General features: G+C 67.3%; 24 protein-coding genes. 11 read left to right on the top strand and 13 right to left on the bottom strand.

Annotation, left to right across the window (positions count from 1 at the left end; translation table 11 throughout):
- The first annotated feature begins 2 nt into the window (after nucleotides 1-2).
- The 3 genes from AC2FAN_RS11280 to AC2FAN_RS11270 are packed head-to-tail and all read left to right on the top strand — an operon-like array spanning nucleotide 3 to nucleotide 4,029.
- Nucleotides 3-1,178: an ABC transporter permease gene (locus tag AC2FAN_RS11280; protein WP_485174068.1), complete on the top strand. Its 1,176-nt coding sequence runs from the start codon at nucleotides 3-5 to the stop codon at nucleotides 1,176-1,178.
- Complete coding sequence (locus tag AC2FAN_RS11275) at nucleotides 1,175-2,809, top strand: ABC transporter ATP-binding protein (RefSeq protein WP_485174066.1); 1,635 nt, start codon at nucleotides 1,175-1,177, stop codon at nucleotides 2,807-2,809. The genes AC2FAN_RS11280 and AC2FAN_RS11275 overlap by 4 nt, the downstream gene beginning before the upstream one ends.
- Nucleotides 2,810-2,811: 2 nt before the next feature.
- On the top strand, nucleotides 2,812-4,029 hold the full coding sequence (locus AC2FAN_RS11270; RefSeq protein ID WP_485174064.1) for a phosphopentomutase: 1,218 nt from the start codon (nucleotides 2,812-2,814) through the stop codon (nucleotides 4,027-4,029).
- Between the two features lies 1 nt (nucleotide 4,030).
- Here AC2FAN_RS11270 and AC2FAN_RS11265 read toward each other — a convergent pair whose 3' ends face one another.
- From AC2FAN_RS11265 to AC2FAN_RS11230, 8 genes are all read right to left on the bottom strand, one after another.
- Complete coding sequence (locus AC2FAN_RS11265; protein WP_265052005.1) at nucleotides 4,031-5,488, bottom strand: methyl-accepting chemotaxis protein; 1,458 nt, start codon at nucleotides 5,486-5,488, stop codon at nucleotides 4,031-4,033.
- On the bottom strand, nucleotides 5,485-5,829 hold the full coding sequence (locus AC2FAN_RS11260; RefSeq protein WP_265052004.1) for a hypothetical protein: 345 nt from the start codon (nucleotides 5,827-5,829) through the stop codon (nucleotides 5,485-5,487). Before AC2FAN_RS11260 ends, AC2FAN_RS11265 begins: the two co-directional genes overlap by 4 nt.
- A 320-nt stretch (nucleotides 5,830-6,149) precedes the next feature.
- The gene (locus AC2FAN_RS11255) at nucleotides 6,150-6,554 is read right to left on the bottom strand and encodes an arsenate-mycothiol transferase ArsC (RefSeq protein WP_265052003.1); all 405 of its coding nucleotides are present in this window, start codon (nucleotides 6,552-6,554) and stop codon (nucleotides 6,150-6,152) included.
- 106 nt (nucleotides 6,555-6,660) lie between these two features.
- On the bottom strand, nucleotides 6,661-7,149 hold the full coding sequence (locus AC2FAN_RS11250) for a UPF0262 family protein (RefSeq protein ID WP_265052002.1): 489 nt from the start codon (nucleotides 7,147-7,149) through the stop codon (nucleotides 6,661-6,663).
- Nucleotides 7,150-7,185: 36 nt separating this feature from the next.
- On the bottom strand, nucleotides 7,186-8,478 hold the full coding sequence (gene hisD, locus AC2FAN_RS11245; protein WP_485174061.1) for a histidinol dehydrogenase: 1,293 nt from the start codon (nucleotides 8,476-8,478) through the stop codon (nucleotides 7,186-7,188).
- Nucleotides 8,479-8,684: 206 nt separating this feature from the next.
- Nucleotides 8,685-9,131 (bottom strand): DUF2948 family protein, encoded by a 447-nt coding sequence (locus AC2FAN_RS11240; RefSeq protein ID WP_265052000.1) that lies wholly within the window; start codon nucleotides 9,129-9,131, stop codon nucleotides 8,685-8,687.
- Nucleotides 9,132-9,176: 45 nt separating this feature from the next.
- Nucleotides 9,177-10,466 carry a UDP-N-acetylglucosamine 1-carboxyvinyltransferase gene (murA, locus tag AC2FAN_RS11235; protein WP_485174569.1) on the bottom strand — a complete coding sequence of 430 codons (1,290 nt, stop codon included), beginning with the start codon at nucleotides 10,464-10,466 and terminating at the stop codon, nucleotides 9,177-9,179.
- A gap of 58 nt (nucleotides 10,467-10,524) precedes the next feature.
- Nucleotides 10,525-10,686: a hypothetical protein gene (locus tag AC2FAN_RS11230; protein ID WP_485174059.1), complete on the bottom strand. Its 162-nt coding sequence runs from the start codon at nucleotides 10,684-10,686 to the stop codon at nucleotides 10,525-10,527.
- A 451-nt stretch (nucleotides 10,687-11,137) separates the two neighbouring features.
- On the opposite strand from AC2FAN_RS11230, the gene AC2FAN_RS11225 reads away from it, so the two are divergent.
- The 4 genes from AC2FAN_RS11225 (at nucleotide 11,138) to AC2FAN_RS11210 (ending at nucleotide 17,567) form a co-directional block, all read left to right on the top strand.
- The gene (locus tag AC2FAN_RS11225) at nucleotides 11,138-12,079 is read left to right on the top strand and encodes an enoyl-CoA hydratase-related protein (protein WP_485174057.1); all 942 of its coding nucleotides are present in this window, start codon (nucleotides 11,138-11,140) and stop codon (nucleotides 12,077-12,079) included.
- Between the two features lie 132 nt (nucleotides 12,080-12,211).
- On the top strand, nucleotides 12,212-14,542 hold the full coding sequence (locus AC2FAN_RS11220) for a putative bifunctional diguanylate cyclase/phosphodiesterase (protein ID WP_265051997.1): 2,331 nt from the start codon (nucleotides 12,212-12,214) through the stop codon (nucleotides 14,540-14,542).
- 126 nt (nucleotides 14,543-14,668) lie between these two features.
- Nucleotides 14,669-16,099, top strand: coding sequence for a dihydrolipoyl dehydrogenase family protein (locus AC2FAN_RS11215; protein ID WP_485174055.1), 1,431 nt, complete (start codon nucleotides 14,669-14,671; stop codon nucleotides 16,097-16,099).
- Nucleotides 16,100-16,109: 10 nt separating this feature from the next.
- Nucleotides 16,110-17,567: a sensor histidine kinase gene (locus AC2FAN_RS11210; protein ID WP_485174053.1), complete on the top strand. Its 1,458-nt coding sequence runs from the start codon at nucleotides 16,110-16,112 to the stop codon at nucleotides 17,565-17,567.
- Nucleotides 17,568-17,576: 9 nt separating this feature from the next.
- Here the strand turns inward: AC2FAN_RS11210 and AC2FAN_RS11205 are convergent, their stop codons facing one another.
- Nucleotides 17,577-18,206, bottom strand: coding sequence for a S24 family peptidase (locus AC2FAN_RS11205; RefSeq protein ID WP_476804617.1), 630 nt, complete (start codon nucleotides 18,204-18,206; stop codon nucleotides 17,577-17,579).
- 165 nt (nucleotides 18,207-18,371) lie between these two features.
- On the opposite strand from AC2FAN_RS11205, the gene AC2FAN_RS11200 reads away from it, so the two are divergent.
- Nucleotides 18,372-18,716 (top strand): DUF952 domain-containing protein, encoded by a 345-nt coding sequence (locus tag AC2FAN_RS11200; protein ID WP_265051993.1) that lies wholly within the window; start codon nucleotides 18,372-18,374, stop codon nucleotides 18,714-18,716.
- Nucleotides 18,713-19,801, top strand: a complete 1,089-nt coding sequence (locus tag AC2FAN_RS11195; RefSeq protein WP_265051992.1) for a quinone-dependent dihydroorotate dehydrogenase — start codon at nucleotides 18,713-18,715, stop codon at nucleotides 19,799-19,801. The genes AC2FAN_RS11200 and AC2FAN_RS11195 overlap by 4 nt, the downstream gene beginning before the upstream one ends.
- Nucleotides 19,802-19,991: 190 nt before the next feature.
- On the opposite strand, the gene AC2FAN_RS11190 is transcribed toward AC2FAN_RS11195, so the two are convergent.
- The 3 genes from AC2FAN_RS11190 to AC2FAN_RS11180 all read right to left on the bottom strand — a co-directional run bounded on the left by AC2FAN_RS11190 (nucleotide 19,992) and on the right by AC2FAN_RS11180 (nucleotide 22,998).
- Nucleotides 19,992-20,246 (bottom strand): DUF6460 domain-containing protein, encoded by a 255-nt coding sequence (locus tag AC2FAN_RS11190; RefSeq protein WP_265051991.1) that lies wholly within the window; start codon nucleotides 20,244-20,246, stop codon nucleotides 19,992-19,994.
- 286 nt (nucleotides 20,247-20,532) lie between these two features.
- Complete coding sequence (locus tag AC2FAN_RS11185) at nucleotides 20,533-21,213, bottom strand: response regulator transcription factor (RefSeq protein WP_265051990.1); 681 nt, start codon at nucleotides 21,211-21,213, stop codon at nucleotides 20,533-20,535.
- 147 nt (nucleotides 21,214-21,360) lie between these two features.
- Nucleotides 21,361-22,998, bottom strand: a complete 1,638-nt coding sequence (locus tag AC2FAN_RS11180; RefSeq protein ID WP_485174048.1) for a cisplatin damage response ATP-dependent DNA ligase — start codon at nucleotides 22,996-22,998, stop codon at nucleotides 21,361-21,363.
- Between the two features lie 107 nt (nucleotides 22,999-23,105).
- On the opposite strand from AC2FAN_RS11180, the gene AC2FAN_RS11175 reads away from it, so the two are divergent.
- The gene (locus AC2FAN_RS11175; protein WP_485174046.1) at nucleotides 23,106-23,882 is read left to right on the top strand and encodes an SGNH/GDSL hydrolase family protein; all 777 of its coding nucleotides are present in this window, start codon (nucleotides 23,106-23,108) and stop codon (nucleotides 23,880-23,882) included.
- Nucleotides 23,883-24,169: 287 nt separating this feature from the next.
- On the opposite strand, the gene AC2FAN_RS11170 is transcribed toward AC2FAN_RS11175, so the two are convergent.
- Nucleotides 24,170-25,234, bottom strand: a complete 1,065-nt coding sequence (locus AC2FAN_RS11170) for a ligase-associated DNA damage response exonuclease (RefSeq protein ID WP_485174567.1) — start codon at nucleotides 25,232-25,234, stop codon at nucleotides 24,170-24,172.
- Nucleotides 25,235-25,263: 29 nt separating this feature from the next.
- On the opposite strand from AC2FAN_RS11170, the gene AC2FAN_RS11165 reads away from it, so the two are divergent.
- On the top strand, nucleotides 25,264-26,223 hold the full coding sequence (locus tag AC2FAN_RS11165; RefSeq protein ID WP_485174044.1) for a class I SAM-dependent methyltransferase: 960 nt from the start codon (nucleotides 25,264-25,266) through the stop codon (nucleotides 26,221-26,223).
- Nucleotides 26,224-26,376: the final 153 nt, after the last annotated feature.

Genomic DNA, 26,376 nt, shown 5'->3' with positions numbered 1-26,376 from the left:
GCATGAGCGACGCGCTGATCGATGCCCCGCCCGCGGCCCTGCGCAGCGACATTCCGCTCGCGCCGGCCGAGGCGAAACAGGGCTGGCTCAAGCTCTCGCCGATCAACCGGCGCCGGCTGAACAACTTCAAGGCCAACCGGCGCGGCTGGTGGTCGCTCTGGCTCTTCCTCGCCCTGTTCCTGCTCTCGCTGGTCGCGGAGTTCATCGCCAACGACCAGCCGCTGGCCGTGCGCTACAAGGGCGAATGGCTGTTCCCGGTCGCGATGAACTATCCGGAGGAGAAGTTCGGCGGCTTCCTCGCCACCACCGATTACCGCGACCCGGTGATCGCCAAGGAGATCGCCGCCAACGGCTTCGCGATCTGGCCGCCGATCCGCTACTCCTACCGCACGCATAATCTCGACCTGCCCGTCCCCGCCCCGGCCCCGCCGACCTGGATGCTCAAGGACGAGCAGTGCAAGCCGATCGCGCAGCGCACAGGTGGCTCCACCTGCCGCGACCTCGAATGGAACTGGCTCGGCACCGACGACCAGGGCCGCGACGTGGTCGCGCGATTGATCTACGGCTTCCGCATCTCGGTGCTGTTCGGGCTGATCCTGTGCGCCTTCTCCTCGGTGATCGGCATCGCCGCCGGCGCCATCCAGGGCTATTTCGGCGGCTGGACCGACCTGATCTTCCAGCGGCTGATCGAGATCTGGACCTCTATCCCCGCGCTTTACCTGCTGATCATCGTGGCCGCCATCATCACGCCGAGCTTCTTCGTGCTGCTCGGCATCCTCCTGCTGTTCTCCTGGGTGGCGCTGGTCGGCGTGGTGCGGGCCGAGTTCCTGCGGGCGCGCAACTTCGAATATGTGCGGGCGGCGCGCGCGCTCGGGCTTTCCAATCGCACGATCATGGTCCGGCATCTCCTGCCCAACGCGATGGTGGCGACGCTGACCTTCCTGCCCTTTATCCTCAACGGCTCGATCACCACGCTGACATCGCTCGACTTCCTCGGCTTCGGCCTGCCGCCGGGCTCGCCCTCGCTTGGCGAGTTGCTGGCGCAGGGCAAGGCGAACCTTCAGGCGCCCTGGCTCGGCCTCTCCGGCTTCGCCGTGATTGCATTGATGCTGTCGCTGCTGATCTTCATCGGCGAAGCGGTGCGCGACGCCTTCGACCCGCGGAAGACCTTCGCATGACCGCGCCGCTGCTTTCCGTCGAAGACCTCTCCGTCGCCTTCCGCCAGGGCGGGCGAGAGACGCTCGCGGTCGACCATGTCTCCTTCTCGATCGCCAAGGGCGAGACCTTGGCGCTGGTCGGCGAATCCGGCTCGGGCAAATCGGTCTCGGCTTTGTCGATCCTGAAGCTCCTGAATTATCCGGCGGCGCATCACCCTTCCGGCAAGGTCATGTTCAACGGGCAGGACCTGATCGCAGCCGACGAGGACGCGATGCGCAAGGTGCGCGGCAACGACATCACCATGGTGTTCCAGGAGCCGATGACCTCGCTCAACCCGCTGCACCCGATCGAGCGGCAGATCGGCGAGATCCTCGAACTGCACAAGGGCCTGCGCGGCGAGAAGGCGCGCGCCCGGACGCTGGAGCTGTTGGAACTCGTCGGCATCCGCGAAGCAGCGAGCCGGCTCGGCGCCTATCCGCACCAGCTTTCCGGCGGGCAGCGCCAGCGCGTGATGATCGCGATGGCGCTCGCCAACGAGCCGGAGTTGCTCATCGCCGACGAGCCGACGACTGCGCTCGACGTCACCGTGCAGGCGCAGATCCTGAAGCTGCTCAAGGAGCTCCAGGGCCGGTTGGGCATGGCGATGCTGTTCATCACCCACGATCTCGGCATCGTCCGGCGCATCGCCGACCGGGTCTGCGTGATGCTGAAGGGCAAAATCGTCGAGCAGGGTCCGGTCGCGGAGATCTTCGCCAACCCGCAGCACGACTATACCAAGCGCCTGCTCGCAGCCGAGCCGAAGGGGCGCCCTGAGCCGGTGCCGGCGGACGCCACGACACTGCTCGAAGCCGGGCCGGTCAAGGTCTGGTTCCCGATCAAGTCAGGCCTGATGCGCCGCGTCACCGGCCATGTGAAGGCGGTGGACGGCATCTCGGTCAAGGTCCGCGAGGGCGAGACGCTGGGCGTCGTCGGCGAGTCCGGCTCCGGCAAGACGACACTCGGCCTCGCCATCCTCAGGCTGATCTCCTCGGAGGGGCCGATCGTCTTCCTCGGCGATCGCATCGACGGGCTCTCCAGCCGCGAGGTCAGGCCGAAGCGCAAGAATCTGCAGGTCGTCTTCCAGGACCCCTACGGCTCGCTCTCGCCGCGCATGTCGGTGGCCGAGATCGTCGCGGAGGGGCTCGCGATCCAACAGCCGGACCTCACCTATCCGCGCCAGCGCGAGATCGTGGCGCAGGCGCTCATCGATGTGGGCCTGGATCCCGCGGCTATGGACCGCTACCCGCACGAGTTCTCCGGCGGACAGCGCCAGCGCATCGCGATTGCGCGGGCCATGGCGCTCAATCCCAAATTCGTCGTGCTGGACGAGCCGACCTCGGCGCTCGACATGTCCGTCCAGGCGCAGATCGTCGAATTGCTGCGCGGACTGCAGGCCAAGCGAAAACTGGGTTATCTCTTCATCAGCCACGACCTCAAGGTCGTCAGGGCGCTGTCGCACCGGGTGCTGGTGATGCAGAACGGCAAGGTCGTCGAGGAAGGTCCGGCGGAGGCGATCTTCGCCCAGCCGCGCGAGGCCTACACACAGGCGCTGCTGGCGGCCGCGCTTAATCTCGAACCGGCAGTCGCCAGCGCCGCCGCCGTGAGGGAGTAAACATGGCCCGCGCCATCCTGATCGTGCTGGATTCGGTCGGCTGTGGCGGCGCGCAGGATGCCGCCGCCTATGGCGACGAGGGCTCCGACACGCTCGGCCATATCGCCGAAGCCTGCACCGATGGCCGTGGCGATCGCGAGGGCTTGCGCAGCGGGCCACTGAAGCTGCCGAACCTCGCCCGTCTCGGCCTCGCCCATGCCAGCGAAGCCTCGACCGGCCGCCCCCTCGCCGGCATCGCGAAGCCGGCGCAGCCGCAGGGACGCTGGGGCTATGGCGTCGAGGTCAGCCAGGGCAAGGACACGCCGTCCGGCCATTGGGAGATCGCGGGCTGCCCGGTATCCTTTCCCTGGGGTTATTTCACCGAACTCGAGAATTCGTTTCCCGGAGAGTTGGTCGCCGGAATCGTCAAGGAAGGCGCCCTGCCCGGCATCCTCGGCAACAGGCATGCGTCGGGCACGGCGATCATCGGGGAACTCGGGCCCGAGCATATCCGGACAGGCAAGCCGATCTGCTACACCTCGGTCGATTCCGTGCTGCAGATCGCGGCGCATGAGGAGCATTTCGGGCTCGATCGGCTCTACGCGCTCTGCAAGACGGTGCGCGGCCTCGTCGATCCCCTGCGGATCGGGCGCGTGATCGCCCGGCCCTTCGTCGGCTCGCCTGAGGACGGCTTCACCCGCACCGGCAACCGCAAGGATTTCGCGATCCCGCCGCCGAACGAGACGCTGCTGGACCGGTTGACGGCGCAGGGCCGCAAGGTCTTCACCGTCGGCAAGATCGGAGATATCTTCGCGCATCGCGCCACCGGCGAGGAAATCAAGCCCTTCGGCAACGCGGCCATGGTCGAGGCGGCGCTCCAAGCCTGGGACGGGCTGCCCGATGGCGGCTTCTGCTTCGTCAACCTCGTCGATTTCGACACTGAGTTCGGCCATCGCCGCGACATTCCCGGCTATGCGGCGGCGCTGGAAGCCTTCGACCGCCTGCTTCCGCATATCGAGGCCGCGCTGAAGCCCGGCGACATCGCCGTCATCACCGCTGACCACGGCAACGATCCGAGCTGGCGCGGCAGCGACCATACCCGCGAGCATGTGCCGATACTCGCCTTCGGGCCCGGCATCGCGCCGGAGCCGCTGGGGCGGCGCGAGAGCTTCGCCGATATCGCGGCAAGCCTCGGCGTCTTCCTCGGCATCGGGCCGGTCGGCCCCGGGCGCCACTGGTAGGTCAGGCCGCAGCGACACGATTGCAGAAGCTGGCGACCTCGCGGCGGATATCCTGCGCCTGCTGAGCCAGCGCATTCGCAGCGCCCTGCAACTGCTGCGCGGCGCCATGGGTCTGCCGGGTCATCACCTCGAAGCCGCCGGCGACATCGGCGCTGCGCTGGGCGCCCTGGAAGGACAGCCTGACCTGATGAGCGATCTCGGCCGTGGCACGGCTCTGCTCGTCGACCGAGAGCGCAATCGCATTGGCGACGCTCTCGACCTCGCCGATCGCCTCGACGATGTCGCGGATCGCCTTCAGCGAACGATGCGAAGCCTGCTGCATCGCGCCGATCTGGTGGGAGACCTCGTCGGTCGCCTTGGCGGTCTGGGCCGAGAGCGTCTTCACCTCGCTCGCGACGACGGCAAAGCCGCGCCCCATCTCGCCGGCACGCGCCGCCTCGATCGTGGCGTTGAGGGCGAGCATGCTGGTCTGCGCCGCGATGCCACGGATGATCTCGACGACGGCGCCAACATTTTCGCTGCTATGCGTCAGGTTCTCGATCTCGGCGCTCGCGTGACGCGCCAATGAGGCCGCCGATTTCGAGCCATCGGCCGAGTGCTCCGCGTTGCGGCCGATCTCGCCGATGGAGGCGACGAGCTCGGTGCTCGCGGCCGAGAGATGATCAATGCTCTCCATGGTGGTCGCGGCCGAGGCGGAAACCAGTGCGGTCTGCCGACGCACATGGTCGGAGGTGCCGATCAGCGTGCCGGCCTCGGCCTTCATCGCCACCGCGGAATGGTCGAGCACGGCCATCGCCTGTTCCATCTGGGCATGGAAGCCGGAGACAACGCCGCGCAGCATTTCCGCCCGGCGGCCGAGTTCTTCCGCCAGGCCGCGTTCCTTTTCGCCCGCGATGCGCTCGCGCTCTGCCACGGCCTCGGCCCGCGCGAGATTGGCCTCGTTCATCGTGAACATGCGCTGCAGGATCACCGCGAACACGGCGAGGAAGGCGGTCTCGATGATGACGATCACGGCGTGCAGCAGCACCCGCAGCAGGCTGGCCCCCTGGAAGAACACCGCGGCCGGCAGCGCATATTGCAGCACGAGATGGTGCAGGGCCGTCAGCACGGCTCCCATCAGGATCGGCCGCCAGTCGCAGAACCCGGCGAGCAGCGCCAGGATCGCGAAGTAATACATATGCATGTCGGGCTGCCAGGGATGGCCGGCGAAACTGAACACCAGGATCGAGACCTGCCCGATCAGCACGGTAGCGATGACGAGCTGGGTCACCATCGCCGGGCCGCTCAAGCGATACGACGCCAGCGCGACGAGGATCGCCAGTGCCGCGACCGAGACCGGAACGACTCCCTCGGTGCCGTGCGCCCAGAAGGCGAGCGCCAGCAGCGGCACATGCAGCAGCCCGAGAACGAGCAGGGCTTGCGCGACCCGGCGGCGGACGACCGACAGGGACCAGATCATCGCGAGGCCTCCGTTCCGCCGGCGGCATCGAGACACCCGGCGAGCCCGGCCAAAGCCAAAGAGAACCATGCGCCCTTCGGCAGCGGCGGCACCTCGCTCGCCAATGCTGCGGGCGCGACCACGACGACCGAAGACAGACGCCCGCTACGCAGCACTTGGTGACCGGCGGCGAAACTGAGCGCGACCGCTTCGGAACCGGCGACCCAAGGCGGGAAGACGATCGCCACCGGCACAAGACCGTCCTGCGCGCGCGGGAGGCTCGCCAAAGCTCCGAAGCTGACGATCAGACAGATGCAGGCGACCAGGAAGCCGTCGAAAAACGACAGCTTCTCCTCGCGCACCGCGCAAGGTTCCAGACTAGGCATGGAAGGCATGGACAGGAACCAGTGGAAGGACGGCCGCTCGCCGTCACACAAGCCCAGCCCCGTAAAGTTTTACTTAAGCGGTTCAGCGGGCTTCAACAGCAATTCAACAGCCAGGCGCGAATTTACATTTCTATGCCAGGCGAAATCTGCAACTTTTAGTTGCATTACCTCACCGGGGTCGGGATGGCTGCTGAAGCATCAAGCCGCCTTCGTTGCCCCGATCCTGCTGCGCGCTTCGGCATACCGACGGCTACGCCTTCGTGATCATTGGGTATCCGCCGGCACGGCAAGACGCGTCACGTCTGCAAACGCTGCTTGATCCGCTTGATCAGCGCGTCGCGGACATCGCGATAGGCATCGAGCTTCTGCTCTCGGGAGCCCTGGAACACCGTCGGATCGACGGTCGGCCAGTATTCGACCTCGGCGGCATGGGTGCGGGTCAGGTCCAGCGCCTTGTGGTGGGCTTCCGGCGAGAGCGTGACGATCAGGTCGAAATTGAGCCCCTCCCACTCCTCCAGTTCCTCGATCGATTTCGGCTTGTGGCGGCTCAGATCGATGCCGATCTCATCGAGAACCTCGAGAGCGAAACCATCCGCCTCGCCTTTGCGGGCGCCGGCCGACTGGACGTAGATCGATTTGCCGAAGAAGTGCTTGGCCAGCGCCTCCGCCATCGGCGAGCGCACGGCATTCATCGCGCACATGAAGAGCACGCTCTGGACCTTACGCGGCAGAGGCCGTGCATTCGGCGCATTTTCTTCACGCGAACCGGCTTCCACCTCGCCTGAAAATGCTCTCCGCTCCAACCCGTCAGCCCTTCCAATGCAGGGCGTAGATCAGGGTGAAGAGGCGGCGCGCCGTGTCGAAATCGACCTCGACCTTGTTGGCCAGCCGCTCGGCCAGGATGCCGGCCGCCTCGTCGTGCAGGCCGCGCCGACCCATGTCGATCGCCTCGATCTGCGAGGGCGTCGCGGTCCGGATCGCGGCATAGTAGCTCTCGCAGATCAGCTCGTAGTCCTTGATGATGCGCCGGAACGGGCTGAGCGAGAGATGATGCGTCACCACCGGCGCGCCATCGGACTGCCTGACCTCGAAGACGAGGCGGCGCTCGACCATGGCGAGATGCGCGAGATACGGCCCACCGTCATGCTCCGGCACGACGAAGCTGTTGCGCTCGATCAGGTCGTAGATGGCGACGGCACGCTCATGCTCCTGATCCGGCGAGCCGCGGCCGAGCGAATTCTCGTCGAGCGTGACGCCGACCAGGCATTGCTTGTTGGAAATCGAGGCGTCGGACATCGCTTCTCCTGCCGCAGCGCCGTTCGTTTCCGGCGCTCAGAGATTGAGTCTGATCGTCACGGATCGGCCATGCGCCTGCAAGCCCTCGGCTTCGGCGAGTTGCGTCGCGGCGGAGGCGAGCGACCGCAGGCCTTCCGGGCCGCATTTCAACAGCGAGGTCCGCTTCATGAAGTCGCCGACGCCGAGACCGGAGGAAAAACGTGCGGAGCGCGCCGTCGGCAGGACATGGTTGGGGCCGCCGACATAGTCGCCGATCGCCTCGGGCGTATGGCCGCCGAGGAAGATCGCGCCGGCATTGCGGATGAGTCCGGCGAGACGCTCGGGCTCGGCCGTCATAATCTCTAGATGCTCAGGCGCGAGGCGATCGACCAGCGGTACGGCCGCTTCCAGATCGGCGACGAGCAGGATCGCGCCGAATTCCTGCCAGCTCTGGCCGGCGATCCTGGCACGCGGCAGCGTCGCGAGCTGGGCAGCCACGGCCTTCTCGACCTCAATTGCCAATGCCGCATCGTCCGTCATCAGGATCGACTGGGCGGATACGTCATGCTCGGCCTGAGCCAGCAGATCGGCGGCGATCCAGTCGGGATTGGCGGTGCGGTCGGCGATCACCAGCACCTCGGAGGGGCCGGCGATCATGTCGATGCCGACCTGGCCGAAGACGCGGCGCTTGGCGGCGGCGACATAGGCATTGCCGGGACCGACGATCTTGGCGACGGGCGCGATGCTGTCCGTGCCGTAGGCCAGTGCTGCCACGGCCTGCGCGCCACCGATGCGGTAGACCTCGTCGACGCCGGCCAGCCGCGCGGCGGCCAGCACGAGCGGATTGGTCTCGCCGCGCGGGGTCGGAGCGACCATGACGATGCGCGGCACGCCGGCGACCTTCGCCGGGATCGCGTTCATCAGCACCGAGGAGGGGTAACTCGCAGTGCCTCCGGGCACATAGAGGCCGACGGCCTCGATCGCGCTCCAGCGCCAGCCGGCCTCGACGCCCGCCGCATCCTTCACCCAGGAATCGGCCGGCTTCTGGCGCTCGTGATAGACGGCGATGCGCTCACGCGCCGTCTCCAGCGCCGCCAGCAATTCCGGCGAGCAGGCGGCGACGGCTGCATCGATCTCGGCCTCGCCGACGCGCAGGGTCTCCGGCGTCAGGTCGAGCGCGTCGAAGCGGCTGGTATAGGAGAGCAGCGCCGTATCGCCGTTTTCACGCACGTCTGCGATGATGCCGGCAGCGACGCGATCGACCTCCTCGGAGACCTCGCGCTTGGCGGAAAGCAGCGCCGCAAACGTCTCGGCAAAGCCTGCGTCGCTGTCGTCGAGCCTGATCGGCATGGATATCCTCGACAAATCGGAACTCTCGGTCGTCATTCCGGGCGTAGCGCAGCGAAGACCCGGAATCCATCGTAAGCGCAGCACCCTTCGATGGATCCCGGAGCGGCGCCGCTTCGCGGCTTGTCCGGGATGACGGCGCGTTTTTAGACGAAGGGTATCGAAGGTTGAAGCGGGCACCGGCCAAAAAGGCGGCGGCGCGATCTGGCTCAGGCGCCGTTGGGATGGCCGGGTGTCGCCACCGCTTCCCACACCGGCCCGAGATCCTTCATCTGGGCCTCGACGCATTCGACCGAGAGGCGGATCGCCGCGCCTTCCGAGAAATGCAGCGTTACGTCGCCGGCCGGCTCCTCGGCCTGGTCGAAGGTGACGGCGAGCAGGTTCAGCACCTTGTCGGGATCGTTCTTGTCGAGCTTGGCGCTGCGCACGGCCAGAACGCGGTCGAAATGCAGCGCCGTCAATCGGCGCCGGCGCTTGCCGTGCTGCGCGCCCTCCCAGTCGAAGCGGCGCAGGGCGAGGGCAAAACGCTTCTCGCTCGGCAGATAGACGAGATCGGCCGCCTTCAGCACGGCGTCTTGAAGATGGGCCGAAACGACCCCGAGATCGTCGGTATCGAGCGCGATGAGCTTCAGCGGAGCGGCGACGTCGTCTGACATGATTTTGTTCTGACGAGCCGCCCCGAGAAAATCAACAGGCGAGAATCAACTGCTGATGCGTTCCACCACCGCGCCGCAGCGGGTGAGCTTGGCTTCCAGCGCCTCGAAGCCGCGGTCGAGATGGTAGACGCGGTTGATGGTGGTGTCGCCCTCGGCGGCGAGACCGCCGATGACGAGCGAGACCGAAGCGCGCAGATCGGTCGCCATGACGGGCGCTCCGGTGAGCTTCGGCACGCCTTCGACATGGGCGACATCGCCGTCGAGCCGGATCTTCGCACCGAGCCGGGCGAGTTCCTGCACATGCATGAAGCGGTTCTCGAAGATGGTCTCGCGGATGCGCGAGGTGCCCTTGGCCTTCGTCATCAGCGCCATGAACTGCGCCTGGAGATCGGTCGGGAAGCCGGGGAACGGATCGGTGTCGATATCGACGGCCTCGATGCCGTGGCCATTGCGGCGCACGCGAATGCCTTCGTTGGTCGCATCGATCTCGACGCCGGCCTTGCCGAGCACATCCAGCGCCGACTGGAGCAGCTCGGGACGCGCCCCTTCCAGCACGACATCGCCGCCGGTCATCGCGACGGCCATCGCATAGGTGCCGGTCTCGATGCGATCCGGCAGGACGGCGTGATGCGCGCCGCCGAGGCGCGAGACCCCGGTCACGACGATGCGGGAGGTGCCGGCGCCGTCGATCTTGGCGCCCATCTTGACGAGGCAGGCGGCAAGGTCCGTGACCTCCGGCTCGCGCGCGGCGTTCTCGATCACTGTCGTGCCCTGCGCGAGGACCGCAGCCATCAGCGCGGTATGCGTGCCGCCCACCGTGACCTTCGGGAAGACGATCTCGCCGCCCTTCAGCCCCTTCGGTGCGCGCGCCAGCGCATAGCCGTTCTCGATGACGATCTCGGCGCCGAGCTTCTCCAGTGCCATGAGCAGGAGGTCGACCGGGCGCGTGCCGATCGCGCAACCGCCGGGCAGCGAGATCTTGGCCTCGCCCATCCGTGCCAGGATCGGCGCGATCACCCAGAAGCTCGCGCGCATGGTCGAGACCAGCTCGTAGGGCGCGCAGGTGTCGACGATCTGACGGGCCGTGAGCGAGATGGTCTGGCCGGTCTCGGCCGACTGGCCGATGCGCTTGCCGGCGACCGTGCGGTCGGCGCCGTGATTGGACAGGATGCGCGAGAGCGCGGTGACGTCCGAGAGCCGCGGCACATTTGTCAGCGTCAGCGTCTCGTCCGTCAGCAGGCTCGCGATCATCAGCGGCAAGGCGGCGTTCTTGGCGCCGGAGATCGGAATGGCGCCATTGAGGCGCTGGCCGCCGGTGATGCGGATCTTGTCCATCGTCAGGTCCTGCTCGGCCATCCCGGGACAACCCGGCGGCCCATGAAGGTAAGGGGGATCAGGACCGGGTAGGGTCGGCCTGAGCGGGCGGCGCCGGCTCCTGCGCTTTCGCCTCTTCCGAGCGGCGAGCACGAGCCTGGGCCTTGCGGCGCTTCAGGTTCTCGCGGAGCGCGGCGGCTAGGCGCGCCTGCTTCTCGTCCTCGGCTGTCTGGCGGGTCACGGCATCAGCTCGGCGTCGGTGTTTGCAACTTGGATGTTTGAACGCGGGAACGCGGCGAATTCGGGGCGATATGGTTAGCCCCTCGTCCCCTTGCGGACAAGCGCTCTCCCACCGCCGAACGCGTTTCAGGATGCGGCAAAGGATTGTGCCGTTACGGGCCATGAGAAAAACGGCCCGCGCCGCCATGGGGCGGGGTTTCTCGCGGAAGCCGGCATTCCCGACGTTTTATTTCCCGCCGCCTCAATTCCCCGAAATTTTCTGCCCCCTGCCCTGCCTCTTCCGAAGGGTCCGCCTCTTGCTCCGACCGGACCGAACCCGGCGCGGAGATCGCCGGCATGACGTTTGGGCAGGAAAAAAGCTTAACGCTATTAACCATTTCAGGGAGTTTCCGTTTACAGTTTGTTAAGCTCGTTTAGGTTGCACGACACTAGCCAGTTCGGGGGGTAGCGTGGTGTTGCAGTCCTTGAAGACCGGAGCGGAAACCGTCGCGCCGACCCTGCTCGAGAGCTGCGAGGTCATCGACGCCATCCGCTACAAGGCAGGCTTCCTGCCGGAGGTGGAGATCGCGTATGAGCCGGAGATCAAGACGCTCTGGGTCACGATCCGACCCGAGCTGAAGCCCGTCTTCACGCTTCAGCTGCTTGACAGCCTGGTGAAGATCCAGAGCGCAATCGCGGCGCTGTGGGGCGCGCCGGACCAGTATCACCGCGCTCCGGTCCGCTTCCTGGCCTTCCGCGGCACGGGCCCGTTCTTCACGCTCGGCGGCGATCTCGACTTCTATCTTGACTGCCTGGCCAAGAACGATCGTGCGTCGCTGGCCGAATATGCGCGGCTGTCGGCCGAAGGTGCGATCTGGAACTCGGGCGGCCTGAACGGGCTGGTGATCACCCTCTCGACCATCCATGCCAAGGCGATCGGCGGTGGCATCGATGCGCCGCGCTCCTGCAACGTGATGATCGCCGAGGAGCAGGCTTCGTTCGTCTACCCCGAGATCAAGTTCAACCACTTCCCGATCACGGCCGTGGCGATCCTGTCGCGGCGGATGGGGCCGCGTGCGGCGGAGCAGATGCTGCTGTCCGGCGAGGAGATGAGCGCTCAGGAATTCATGGCCGCCGGCGGCCTCGAGGCGGTGGTTCCGACCGGAACGGGCGAGGCCTGGATCCGCAAGTACTGCAGCGACGCCCTGCCGATCCACGCGGCCAAGACCGCCCTCTTCTCAGCCTTCAACCGCCGCGCCGGCGACCTGCGCGAGGAGCTCGGCCATCTCGGCCAGATCTGGACCGACTGCATGCTGCGGCTGAACCCGAGCGCGATCTCGAAGCTGCAGCGCATCGCGCAAACACAGGACCGGATGCTTGCTCGCGTTTACCAAAGACATCTAGCAGCGGTCTGAGGGGCGCCAGAAACCCCCTCATCGCAACGGAGTCACACGAAGCATTTACCTCTGCTCCCCTAGAAACCTTTGATGATGCGCTAGGTTTGAGCCTAGCGTGCGGGACCGCGCATGCGGCAAAGGCAGGAGTAGATGGCGGGCGCGCTGAAGCGATTGACGGCTGCCGGTGGGCGCGAGAAGGCCGACGATGTCGACCTGACCGGCTACACGCTGCTGGTCAGCTCGCTTTTCTCGTCACCGGCCTCGATCATCCCGGGCGGTATCGCCGGGATCCTCACGCCTTTCCTGTGCTGGCTGTCGACCGGCATGGAAGTCTTCATGGGCCTCACCCTGCTGGTGACGCTCATCGTCGTCCTGCGCCTGATGACCGTTCTGGCCTATCGCCGGCGCAACCATGCCAACGACAGCTACGTGCAGACCCGTCGCTGGGATCGCGATTACTTCCTTGGCGCCACGATCTTTAGCGCCGTGCTGGGCTACAGCTGCTATGTCGCCCTGGTGCACACCGACGATCCGGCGGCCCACATCACCTCGGTCGCCTCCACCATCGCCCTGGCGTCGGGCTATGTCGCGCGCAACGCCGGCCGGCCCAAATTCGTCGCAGTGCAGCTGATGACCTTCTGCATCCCGATGGCGATCGGGCTGATCGAGGCGCATAACCCCTATTATCGCTATATCGGCTACTTCGCCTTTCTCTACGTGGCCGCGAACATCGCGATCACCAACTCGCTGCACCGGAACCTGCTGGCGCTGAGCGATGCGACCAAGCATTCGAAGGCGCTCGCCTCGGCCCTGCACTCGCAAAACCTCACGCTCGACGCCGCCCTGAACACGATGATCGACGGGCTGGCGATGTTCGACCGCAATCTCAAGCTTGCGGTCAGCAACGCACCGCACAGCGCGCTCTACGGCCTGCCGGAGACGCTCGCCCTGCCCGGGACACCGCTGACGGCGATCGCGCGCTTCCTGGTCGAGCGGCAGGTGATCAGCTCGGACCAGCTGCGCGAGATCCGCACGGCGCTGACCACGGTCCAGAGCACCCAGCAGGCGGCGAGCCACGAGGTGGTGACGCGCAGCGGGCTCGTACTGGTCGTGACCTTCGCGCCGGCCGCCGAGGGCGGCATTCTCATGCTGACCGAGGACGCGACCGAACGGAAGGCGACCGAGGCACGCATCGAGCAGATGGCGCGCTTCGACGAGCTGACCGGGCTCGCCAACCGGTTCGAGTACAACACCCAGATCGCCGACGCCTTCGCCAGGCTAGAGCGGACGGGCGAGGCCTTCGCGCTACTTTATGTCGATCTCGACGGCTTCAAGCAGGTCAATGACAGCCTCGGCCACGATATCGGCGACCACGTGCTGATGGAAACCGCGAGCCGCCTGCGCAGCGCGATCCGCGGCAACGACATGCTGGCCCGCTTCGGCGGCGACGAGTTCCTGCTGATCCTGCCCTCGGCCGACCACGGCATCGTCACCTCCATCGGCCAGCGCATGATCAACGCCATGAACCGGGCCTTCGATGTCGAGGGCAAGACGGTCTATGTCACGGCCAGCGTCGGCATCGCCATGGCGCCGCATGACGGCACCACGCCGGCCGATCTGCTGCGCCACGCCGACACGGCACTCTACAAGGCCAAGTCGGCCGGCCGGAACACGCTGATGTTCTTCAACCCGGCAATGGCCGAGGAGATGCTGGAGCGGCACGAGATCGAGGTCGACCTGCGCAAGGCCGCGACGGACGGCACGCTCGAACTCTACTACCAGCCGATCATCGACCTGAAGACGCAGGAAGTCGTCTCGCGCGAGGCGCTGATGCGCTGGCGCCACCCGACGCGCGGCCTGGTTCCTCCCGGCGTCTTCATCCCGATCGCCGAGCAGACCGGCCTGATCGCCGCGATGGGCGACTGGGCGATCCATCAGGCCTGCAAGGACGCCGCGAGCTGGGAACCGGGCATCAGCGTCTCCGTGAACGTCTCGCCCCTGCAGTTCCGCGAGCCCCGCCGGGTCATCGAAACGGTCAAGGACGCACTGCTGACCTCGCATCTCGAATCGCGGCGGCTGATGCTCGAAGTCACGGAATCCCTGCTGATCGAGGACGACAAGCTGGCGCTTTCGGTCCTCGACGAGCTGCGGGCGCTGGGCGTGACCTTCGCGCTGGATGATTTCGGCACCGGCTATTCCTCGCTCGCCTATCTCTCGACCTACCCGTTCGCGCAGGTGAAGATCGACCAGAGCTTCGCCCGCGAGGTCCATACCAACGAGGCCTCCAAGGCCGTCATCGAGGCCGTTTGCCAGCTCGCGCGCCGGCTCCAGATGAATGTGGTGGTCGAAGGCATCGAGACCGAGCAGCAGCGCATCGCCGTCCAGCTTCTCGGCGCCCACCGCGCCCAGGGGTTCCTCTTCGGCCGGCCCGTGCCTCTCGCGACCATCAAGGGCGGAAACGGCAATCGCAGCGTCGCCTGAGCCGCGGCACGCGAGCGCTTCCTAAGATCGGGAGAGCGTCGGCCTTGATTCCGCCCGCCCGACAACGCATCAGCGATTGAGAACGAGAGCGAAGCGGGACATCCGGTGAGCGACGGAACGGCCAAAGTGGCGAAACCCGCCGCGTTGACACCCGACATCTGCGTCATCGGCGCAGGCGGCAACGGTATCGCCCTGGCGACGGCGGCGGCCGCGTTCGGCGTCTCCGTCGTGCTCGTCGAAAGGGAGGTGCTGGGCGGCAGCCCCGCCCCCCTCGCCACCAAGGCCCTGGTCGAGGCCGCAGCGTCGGCTCAAGCGGCCCGGGAGGCCGGCCGGCTCGGCCTGAAGACCACCGATGCGCAGGTGAGCCCGGCGCAGCTTCATGACCATATCCAGCGCGCGCTGGCGGCAGAGGCCGCCAACCACGCCGAGGAGCGCCTCACCGCGCTTGGGATCACCATCATCCGCGGCGAGGCCCGCTTCGTCAGCCGCAGCACGGTCAATGTGGACGGGCAGCCGATCAAGGCCCGCCGCTTCGTCATCGCGACCGGAGCGCGATCGCCCAAACCGGATTTGCCCGGTCTCGATACAGTGCCGCTCCTCCATGAAGAGGATATCTCCGGGCTGACACGCCTGCCCGAACGCCCGATCATCCTCGGCAGCGGCGCGACGGGCGCGGCGCTGGCGCAGGCCCTGCAGCGTCTCGGCAGCAAAGCCACGCTCGTCGCCCCGGAGGGGCTGCTGGCGGAGCATGACGCGGAAGCGGCGATGCTGGTTCGCCGCCGCCTGCTGCGCGAGGGGCTCGCGCTGCATGACAAGATCGATCCGATCCGGGCCGAGCGCAGCCGGACCGGCTTACGCCTCGTCCTCGCCGGCGCCGCGGGCGAAACCGTCGTCGAAGGCTCGCATCTGCTGCTGGCGGCACCACAACGGCCGGAGATCGCCGCGCTCGACCTCGACCTCGGCGGCATTCGTCACGATTCCTCCGGCGTCCTCGTCGACAAGGGCCTGCGGACGAGCAACCGCCGCGTCTATGCGCTGGGCGGTTGCGCCGGCGGGCCAGCAACGGCGGTAGCGGACCGGGCCGGGGAGGATCATGTCGGCCTCGTCCTGCGCAACATCCTGTTCCGTCAGCCGACGCGGATCGATCCGGCGAAAGATCCCCGCGTCGCCTGGTGCCAGCCGGAGATCGCTGCGATCGGCCTGTCCGAGGCCGCCGCGCGGGCCAAGGCCGGCACCATCCAGGTGCTGCGCTGGCCCTTCGCCGAGATGGGCGGCTCGCGTGCTGCCGGCGAGAGCGAAGGTTTCGTCAAGCTCGTCACCGACAAAAAGGGCCGCATCCTCGGCGTCACCATCGTCGGCGAAGGTGCCGGCGAACTGATCGCGCCGTGGTGCGTCGCCGCCAAGGCCGGGCTGACGATCGCCGACATGGCCGGGGTCGTGATGCCCGCGCTCTCCCGCTCGGACGCCTCGCGCCGCGCGGCGCTCTCTTTCCACGTCCCCTCCGCCAACAGCCCCCGCCTGCGCCGCCTGATCGGCTTTCTGCGGCGCTTCGGCTAAGATCGCCGGAATGCATCAGCCCGGCCTGCCCAGGAACAACCTGTCGATCAGCCAGCCGCGCGGCCTGACCCGCCTCGGCCTGTCGGCCAAGCTGCTGCTCGTCACCGTGCTCTTCGTCATGCTGGCGGAGGTGCTGATCTACCTGCCCTCCATCGCGAATTTCCGGCGCAACTGGCTGCATGACAGGATCGCCGCCGCGCAGGTCGCGGCGCTGGTGCTGGAAGGCGCGCCCGAGGACGGGCTGCCGGAGGGCAGCGAGAACCGGCTGCTGATGGGCGTGGGTGCCCGGTCGATCGCGGCCCGCGTCGGCGGGGCGCGGCGGCTACTCAGCCTGGATTCAATGCCGCCGCCGGAAGTGTCCCGCTCGGTCGATCTGCGCAATCTCGGCTGGATCAACGCGATCGAGGAAGCGGTCGCCGTGCTGGTTTCCCCCGCCACCATGCCGATCCGGGTGGTCGGCGAGGCGGTCGGCGGCGCCGACTTCGTCGAGATCGTCATCGACGAAGGGCCGCTGCGGCGGGCGATGCTGAAATTCTCGTGGAGCCTGCTGCTGATCTCGCTGCTGATCACCGGCCTCACGGCGCTCGCGGTGTATATCGCGCTCAATGCGCTGATCATCGGGCCGATCCGGCGTCTGGCCGCGAATGTCATGGAGTTCGAGGACGACCCCGAGAACCCGCAGCGCATCATCGAGCCCTCGCTGCGCGCCGACGAGATCGGCGAAGCCGAGCGCGCGCTCGCCCGCATGGAAGAGACGCTCGCCAGTGAGCTGCGCACCAAGAAGCACCTCGCCGAACTCGGGCTCGCCGTCTCCAAGATCAACCACGATCTGCGCAACATGCTGGCGGCGGCGCAATTGATGTCCGACCAGTTGATCGAGACGCGCGACGCCAAGATCCGCCGCTTCGCGCCGCGGCTGATCGCGACGCTCGGACGCGCCATCGACTTCTGCCAGGCCACCCTCGCCTATGGCCGCGCGGCGGAGGCCACGCCCGTCGTCCGCGAGGTCGCGCTGCGGCAGCTCGTCGCCGAACAGGCGGAGATGCTCGGCCTGCCCGGCAACGGGCGGCTGCGCTTCGAGAATCAGATTCCGGCCGAGCTGGTCGCCCCTTGCGATCCCGACCAGATGGCGCGGGTGCTGACGAACCTGATGCGCAACTCCGTCCAGGCGCTGACCCAGGCGGGAGCGGAAGCAGGCAACCAGCCGATCCTGACGGTGATGGCCGGGCCTGTGAACGGCTCGGTGGCGCTGCGCATCATCGACAACGGGCCGGGCGTGCCCGAGCGGGCGCGCGCCAATCTCTTCCAGGCCTTCCGCGGCTCGGTGACGCCGGGCGGCACCGGCCTTGGGCTTGCCGTCGCGGCCGAGCTGGTCCGGCTCCATGGCGGCACGATCGAGCTGGAGCCCTCGGTGGCCGGCGCCGTGTTCAGGGTCACGCTTCCGGCGCGGCGCAGCAACGGGCACTGACAGGTCGGGTTACTGGCTCGCCCAGATCACCCGCGCCATGAAGGCGATCTCGCCGAGGTTCAGCACGCGGTCCGGATGCTCCGGGTTGAGCGAGGCGAGCTCGACGGTCTTCGCGGTCTGGCGCCTGAGCTGCTTGGCCAGCACCTCGCCCTCCACCGTCTTGACCACGACCCGGTCGCCACGCCGCACCGTCGCGGTCGGCGAGACGATGATGGTGTCGCCGTCGCGATAGAGCGGCAGCATCGAATCGCCGGAAATCTCGAGCGCATAGGCCTTCTCGTCGGCGACGCCGGGAAAGGCGACCTCCTCCCACCCGGTGCCGACCGGGAAGCCGCCATCGTCGAAGAAGCCGCCGGAGCCGGCCTGGGCGAAGCCGATCAGCGGGATGGTCCGCGCCGGGGCCGGTTCGCGCCGGAGCACAGCGCTCATGAACTCGTCGAAGGAGGCGCCCGTCGCGGCCAGGATCTTGGAGATCGATTCGGTCGAGGGCCAGCGCTCGCGCCCGTCCGGCGCCACGCGCTTGGAGCGGTTGAAGGTCGTGGCGTCGAGGCCAGCCTTGCGCGCCAGCCCCGAGGCGGTGAAACCGTAGCGCTGAGCGAGCGTATCGATCGCCTCCCAGATCTGGTCATGTGAAAGCATCGCGCGGACCTCGCTTCGCTCTTGCCGTGGGGCGGGGATTAGGAATAGGAAATATCACCTATTACATAAGACTTCAATCCGATTCTCGCCACAATTCGGCTGCGGCTTGCGGAAACCTCCTGCCAGCGGCTAAGCCGTGCCCGACATGTCCCCGCGAGATTGCCGGTGCCGCTGATCTACAAGATATGCCCCGCCCCGCTTTGGCAGGAAGCCGAGCGAAATGGCCGCTTCGCCGGTGCTCCGGTCGATCTCGCCGACGGCTACATCCATTTCTCCACGGCCGCGCAGCTCGCGGAGACCGTGGCGAAGCACTTCGCCGGGCAGGACGGCCTGTTGCTGATCGCCATCGACGATGCGCGCCTCGGCCCGGCACTACGCTACGAGCCCTCGCGTGGCGGCGCCTTGTTCCCGCACCTCTACGCCCCGCTCGACCCGAAGACGGCTCGCTGGATCACGCCGCTGCCGCTCAACCTCGACGGGACCCACGCCATTCCGGAGGACCTCGCATGATCGGCAGCCTGTTCAACATCGCCCGGCCGCTGATCCACCGCATGGACGCGGAAACTGCGCATCGCCTGACCGTCGCCGCGCTCGCCGCGGCACCCGCGCTGAAAACGGGCTCGGACGATCCCGTACTGGCGACGGAAGCCTTCGGGCTCACCTTCCCGAACCCTGTCGGCCTCGCCGCCGGCTTCGACAAGAATGCAGAAGCGGTCGACGGTGCGCTGGGCTTGGGCTTCGGCTTCGTCGAGGTCGGCGGCGTGACGCCGCTGCCGCAACCCGGCAATCCGCGCCCGCGCGTCTTCCGATTGACCGAGGACGAGGCCGTCATCAATCGCTACGGCCTCAACAGCGAGGGGATGGAAGCCGTCGCGAAGCGGCTCGAAGCCCGGCGCGGCCGCAGCGGCCTGGTCGGCGTGAACCTCGGAGCCAACAAGGAATCTTCCGACCGTGCTGCCGACTACGCCACTCTTGCTCGCCGGCTAGCGCCGCTCGCCGATTTCCTGACGATCAACGTCTCCTCGCCGAACACGCCGGGCCTGCGCGATCTGCAGGCCGAAGCCGCGCTCGACGATCTCGTGGCGCGCACGCTCGCCGCACGCGACGAAGCTGCCGCCGGCGGCCGGCGCACGCCGGTGCTGGTCAAGATCGCGCCGGACCTGACGCTGCCCGAGCTCGACGGCATGATCGCCGTCGCCCGCAAGCGCGGCATCGAGGGCATGATCGTCTCCAACACCACGATCGCGCGCCCGGAAAGCCTGCGCAGCGCAGCCAAGGCCGAGACGGGCGGGTTGTCGGGCAAGCCGCTCTTCACCGCCTCGACGCGCATCCTGGCCGAGACCTTCCTGCGCGTCGAAGGGCAGTTCCCGCTGATCGGCGTCGGCGGCGTCGATTCGGCCGAGACCGCCTTCGCCAAGATCCGGGCCGGCGCGACGCTGGTGCAGTTCTATTCAGCGATGGTGTTCAAGGGGCCGCAGTTGGCGAAGCAGGTGAAGACCGGACTCGCCACGCAGGCGCGCCGCGCCGGGCTGACGCGGCTCACCGCCCTGATCGGGCGCGATGCCGCCGCGATCGCCCGCGGCGAAGGGCTTTGAGGATCAAGAACCACGCCGTCATTCCCGGGCAAGCCGAAGGCTTGAGCCCGGAACCCAGAATCGATGCACCCGGTCGAGAGGATGCCGACAGCGATCGCCAACACAAGTCAGGGCATCGGCTCTGGGTTCCGGGCTCATTGCTGCGCAATGCCCCAGAAAGACGGCGTGGTTCCAGCGGAAGATGACGAGTTCACTTCCGCGCCGCGAAGAGCCGCATCAGCAGCCAGAGCGGCACGACGATCAGCGCGCCGGCGATGATCCACTGCCCGACCTCGCGCACCGCGCCGAAGCCGAGCCCCGTGATCGAGCGGATGAAGCGTGCGGCCGCCTCATAGAGGCTCTGCGGCGACAGGCCTAGGAAGGCCAGGGCGGCCCCGACCAGCAGCGAGATGAAGATCAGGCGGACGAGGACGCTGAGGGGCGAGCCGCCGATAAACCGTTCCATGGAAGCGTTGGCCATCCTGTTGCGCCCCGTACATTCCGAGGCGCTTCGCGCTGTCTTAACCTGAAACAGGCTGCGCTTGAATGGCGCCTGAACGCTGTCCTTGATTTCCCGGAAACAGCACTGCCCGCATGAAACGCGGGTCATCCCGGACGCAGCGAAGCGGAGATCCGGGATCCATGCCTGAACCTCGTTTGGAAGCGCTCCGGAATGGATCCCGGGTCTCCCTGCGGTCGTCCGGGATGACCCGCCTGGTTCTCGAAGGTAGCTGACTATCTGGAAACGATCATCAGACGGTCGCCGAGGCCCCCGCCGTCGCCCATGCGGTGCCGGCGATCTTCGACGCGGCGATGACCGCCTGCGTGCGGCTGTCGACGTCGAGCTTGGTCAGGATCGCCGAGACATGGGCCTTCACCGTCGCCTCGGAAACACCGAGCTCGTAGGCGATCTGCTTGTTGAGCAGCCCTTCCGACAACATCATCAGCACGCGCACCTGCTGCGGCGTCAGCGTCGACATGCGGCGGACCATGTCGGCGATCTCGGCATCGACAGGCGCGGTCAGATCGACGCCCGGCGGGGTCCAGACCCCGCCATCGAGCACGGCGCGGATCGCCTCGCCCATCTGCGCGACATCGGCGGTCTTCGGCAGGAAGCCGAGGGCGCCGAACTCGATGCAGCGGCGAATCACCGCCGGGTCGTCATTGGCTGAGACGACGATCACCGGAATCTCGGGATGGTCGGCGCGCAAAAAGAGCAGGCCGGAGAAGCCCTGCACGCCGGGCATGGTCAGATCGAGCAGGACGAGGTCGGCGTCGCCGCCGCTCGCCAGCGCCTCGGTCAGAGCTTCGAGCGAGCCGACCTCGCTGACCTCGGCACCGCCGATCGCATGAGATACGGCCTGGCGCAGCGCGCCGCGAAACAGCGGATGGTCGTCCGCGATGACGATCCGCGTCGAAGGCTGCTTGCTCATCGCCACCACTCCCTAAGCCGGCATCGGCTCTGTCCGAAAACCGTATTCCACTTTTCGGGCCGATGCCCTTGTCCGGCCCGCGCATTTTGCCCCAGGCAGGGAACTCACCACAAGCATCGACAGCGCAAGGCTGCAACCCATTGCGGCTCAGCCATTGGTCGGCAGCATCGCTTCCAGTACCTCGATATGGTCGGCTTCGCGCGGCGGCTTGTCCCAGCGAATGCGGTTGATCCGGGGAAAGCGCATGGCAAGCCCCGACTTGTGCCGCGTCGAGCGCTGCAGTCCTTCGAAAGCGACCTCGAAAACCAAGCCGGCATGCGCCTCATGCGTAACCTCGCGCACCGGGCCGAAGCGGTTCAGCGTGTTCTTGCGGACGTATTTGTCGATCTCGATCAGCTCCTCGTCGGTGAAACCGAAATAGGCCTTGCCGACCGGCACGAGCTCTTCGCCCCCCTCCTCGCCCACGCGCCAGACGCCGAAGGTGTAGTCGGAATAGAAGGACGAGCGCTTGCCGTGGCCGCGCTGGGCATACATCAGCACGCAATCGACGAGCCAGGCGTCGCGCTTCCATTTCCACCAATAGCCCTTGGGACGGCCGGGCAGATAGGGGGAATCGCGCCGCTTGATCATGCACCCCTCGACCGCCTCGGCATCGGCGCCCGCCCCGGCGGCGGCCGGATCGGCGCGCGCCGCCGTCAGCTCATCCCAGGACGTGAAGGGGATCACCGGGGACAGGTCGAAGCGGATGCTGGCAAGACGGGACAGGAAGGCTTCTAGGCGCTTGCGCCGCTCTTCCAGCGGGAGATGGCGAATATCCTCCTCGCCGTCGACCAGGAGGTCGTAGACGCGGATATGTGCGGGGAACTCGCCCAGCATCTTCGGCGTGACGGTCTTGCGGTTCAGGCGCTGCTGCAGCGTGTTGAAGCTCTGCACGGCGCTTTCGCGCATCACCAGCAACTCGCCGTCCAGTGCGCCGTCCTGCGTCAGCTCATCGACGAGATCGGGAAAGGCGCCGGCGATATCCTCGCCGGTGCGCGAATAGAGCCGGGTCAACCGCGTGCCGTCGGCTTTGACGCCACTGACGGCCTGGACCCGGATGCCGTCCCATTTCCATTCGGCTGAGAATTCGGCCGGGTCGAGCTTGTCGAAATCGCCATCCTCGATCGGATGGGAGAGCATGACCGGACGGAACGGCGCGGGATCGCGCGCCTCCGGTCGCGCCCCCCTGCCCTCGAGCCAAGCAAAAAGCTCGGTATAGGGCGGCTCAAGCCCGTGCCAAACCTGCTCGACCTCATCGGCAGGCACTCCGCCGAGGTTCGCCGCCGCCGTCTTGGCGAGGCGGGCGGAGACGCCGATGCGTAAGCTCCCGGTGATCAGCTTGAGCAGCGCCCAGCGGCCGGTCTCGTCGAGCGCATCGAGCCAGGAGGCGACGAGGCGCGGCAGGTCGGTCTTGCCGGCCTCGCGCAGGCTCTCGACCACCTCCGGCAGATGCGGCACCGCGTTAGTGCCGTGCCGCGCAGGCCACATGAGCGCGACCGTCTCCGAGAGGTCGCCGACATAGTCATAGGACAGGGCGAACAGCACAGGATCGGTCCGCTCGGCGATCATCGCGCGGATCAGCCCGGCCTTGGCATTGCGGAAGACGAGCCCGCCGGTCATCGCCGCCAGCGCATAACCTCGATCGGGGTCGGGCGTCGTGCGCAGATAGTCGGCGATCAGCGCCAGCTTGGCGTTGCGGCGCGGCTCATAGGCGAGACGATCGAGCAGCCAGGCGAAGCGGTTCATGCTGTCGCACCCGCGCAACACTGCGCCCGTTCGGATTTGTTGCACCGCATCGTTCAGATACCGTTCATGAAGCAAACCTTAACAGCGGCATGGTAGCCAGGAGACAGATGCCGATGCGTGCCGCGATGCGGTTCCTTGCCTTGCCGGTCATCGCTGCAGCGCTTTCGGTAGGAGCCCCCGCACTGGCGGCCGGCTTCTCCTGCCGCGAGACGCCGATCATGCGCTCGAACGCCACGCTCGCGCCGCTCTCCACCAAGGTCGCGCAGGGCCAGACGCTGGCGATCCTCGCCATCGGCTCCTCCTCCACGGAAGGCGTCGGCGCCAGCGCCAAGGACAGGACCTATCCTGCCCGTTTGCAGGCGCTGCTGGCCAAGGCCTGGCCGAAATCCAAGATCGAGATCGTCAATGCCGGCATCGGCGGCGAGACCGCGCCGCAGACGCTCGCCAGGCTCAGGGCCGCGCTCGCCGAGCGCCATTACGATCTGGTGATCTGGCAGGTCGGCACGAACGACGCCGTCAAGGGCGGCGACCTCGATGCGTTCAAGTCGATGGTCAACGACGGCATCGCCCTGGTGCGCAATGCCGGCCCGGCGCTGACGATCCTCGATCCGCAGTATTTCCCCTCGGTGAAGGACCCGGAGCGCTATGCCGCCTATGTCGCCGCCGTCGGCGAGACCGCGCGGCGCGAGAACGTGCCGGTCTTCTCCCGCTACGAGACCATGACGGAGTGGCACCGCGCCGATGCCGAGGCGTTCAAGGCCGCGCTCTGGACGGACGGTTTCCACATGAGCGATGCGGGCTATGACTGCCTCGCCCGCGACATGGCGAATGCGATGGTCGGCATGGCCGCGCCGAGCCGCTCGGTCATGGCGCAGTCGCGCTGATCGGGGCTCAGACGACCGGCGCATAATTCTCGCCGTCATTCCGGGGCATCGCGCAGCGATGAGCCCGGAACCCATGAACACCACCTGCTTCCAGTTCCGTCCTGCTCGCCCTTGTGGCGAGCATCCACGTCTTGAACACCGCGCTTGCCGAAGGCAGACGTGAAGTGTCGGGACAAGCCCGACCACGACGGCAAGCGCCGTGTTCATGGGTTCCGGGCTCGGGCCTCCGGCCCGCCCCGGAATGACGCTGTGGTTCCGCTCCTAGATAGTCTGCCGACGCAAACCGATCAGACAGCCGCCGCATCGGCCGCCTCCCCTTCCGTCTCCGCCTCGCCCTCGTCGCCATAGCCGACGAGATGCAGCGGCTTTGCCTTCAGGCCCGCCGTGCCGCACCAGTGGACGAGCGCGTCCGCCTCGCCATGCGTCACCCAGATCTCGCCGGCCTGCACCTCGCGGATCGTCGCGAGCAGATCGTCCCAATCGGCATGGTCGGAAATGACGAGCGGCAGCTCGACGCCCTTCTGGCGCGCCCTGGCGCGGATTCGCATCCAGCCCGAGGCGAAGGCCGTGACGGGATCCGGAAAGCGGCGCGCCCACAGATCCTGCGTCGCGCTCGGCGGGCAGATCACGATCTCGCCGCCCAGCGCCTTGCGATCCTCGCCTGCGACCTTGCGGATCTCGCCAAGCGGAATCCCCTCGGCCTGATAGAACTCGGTGATCTTCTCGACCGCGCCATGGATGTAGAGCGGCCGCTCGTAGCCGGCCTCGCGGATCAGCGCCATGACGCGCTGCGCCTTGCCGAGCGAATAGGCGCCGACGATATGCGTCCGCTCCGGGAAGAGCCTGACGGATTCGAGCAGCTTGGCCACCTCCCCCGCCGCCGACGGATGACGGAAGACAGGCAGGCCGAAAGTCGCCTCGGTGATGAAGATATCGCAGGGCATGACCTCGAAGGGTGCGCAGGTCGGGTCGCGCTCGCGCTTGTAATCGCCGGAGGCGACGATGCGCAGGCCGCGGCTCTCGACCGCGATCTGGGCCGAGCCAAGGACATGGCCCGCCGGCGCGAACCGGAAATCGACCTCACCGATGCGGATCGTCTCGCCGGGAACGGCGACCTGCTGCGAGCCGGTGAAGGCCTCGCCATAGCGCAGCGCCATGATCGCCAGCGTCTCGCGCGTCGCCAGCACGGCGCCGTGGCCGGCGCGGGCGTGATCTGAATGGCCGTGGGTGATCAGAGCCCGCGCCACGGGCCGGACGGGGTCGATATGGATGTCGGCTGGCGGGCAATAGAGCCCCGCCGGCGTCGGCAACAGCAATTCGGAGGGGCGCCAGCGGGCGCTTTGTCTGGCCAGCGTCACACTCCTCGGTTACATCGTTCGGTATGACCGATACAGGCTCGACCACGCATTTCGCCAGCTCCGGCGACCCCGTGCTCGACCGCCGCTATGGCTGGGCCGAGGCTGCGCTGCAGGACGGGGATGCGCAAGCGGCCGTCGAGATCCTCGACCAGACCCTGTCGCAGGCCTACCATTTCACCGCCGCCTGGCATCTCTACGGGCTGGCGCAGGAGGCGCTCGGCCACAAGGAGGACGCCGCGACGGCCTGGCGGCAATGCCTCGACCTCGATCCCGCCGATCATTTCGGTGCGCGGCTCGACCTCGCCCGCATCGGCGCCCTGCCGGCCGAGCAGGCGACCTCCGAGAACTTCTCCGGCGCACTGTTCGACGCCTATGCCGACCGCTTTGACAGCCATCTCACCCAGACCCTGCACTACAACGCCCCCGAACTGCTGAAATCCGCGCTGGTCCGCTGCTGCAGCAACGCCGGCCGGCCCTTCCGGTTCGACATCGTCTACGATCTCGGCTGCGGCACCGGGCTGATGGGCGAGGCGATCCACGAGCAGAGCGGCTTCATCGCCGGCTGCGATCTCTCGCCGCACATGATCGAGCGCGCACGGGTCAAGACGGCCCCTGACGGAACGCCGCTTTACGACAAGCTTGCGGTCGCCGGGCTGACGAGCTTCCTCGCCAGCCGCCCGGATGCTTCCGCCGATCTCGTCGTGGCTGCCGACGTCTTCGTCTATCTCGGCGAACTCGCGCCCTGTTTCGCCCAGAGCGCGCGGGTGCTGGAACCGGGCGGTCTCCTCGCCTTCACGGTGCAGAGCCATGACGGCGAAGGCGTGGTCGTCGGCGGGGATCGGCGGTTCGCGCATGCGGAGGCTTGGCTGAAGCAGAGGCTGGATGAAGCGGGCCTTGCCCCCCTACTCATCGAGCCCGCCAGCACGCGGCAGGATCGCGGCGCGCCCGTGCCGGGGCTGCTGGTCGTGGCGGAGCGGCGCTGAGGATCTCGCCTCAGGGCGGGAATATGGGAGACCCGGCCGCAAAGGGGGGTTCGCGACCGGGCCAGCTCCATATGCGGCTTTGAGGAGGAGCCTGACCTCGCTCGGGATACGCCGGCGCCACGCCATTGGATGCAGCGGGGGAGCGAGATATTC

This window comes from Allobosea sp. RIT-PG3_2, assembly GCF_057321085.1.
Note: the sequence above shows the minus strand (reverse complement) of the source record. Positions and strands in the feature narration are given on the sequence as shown.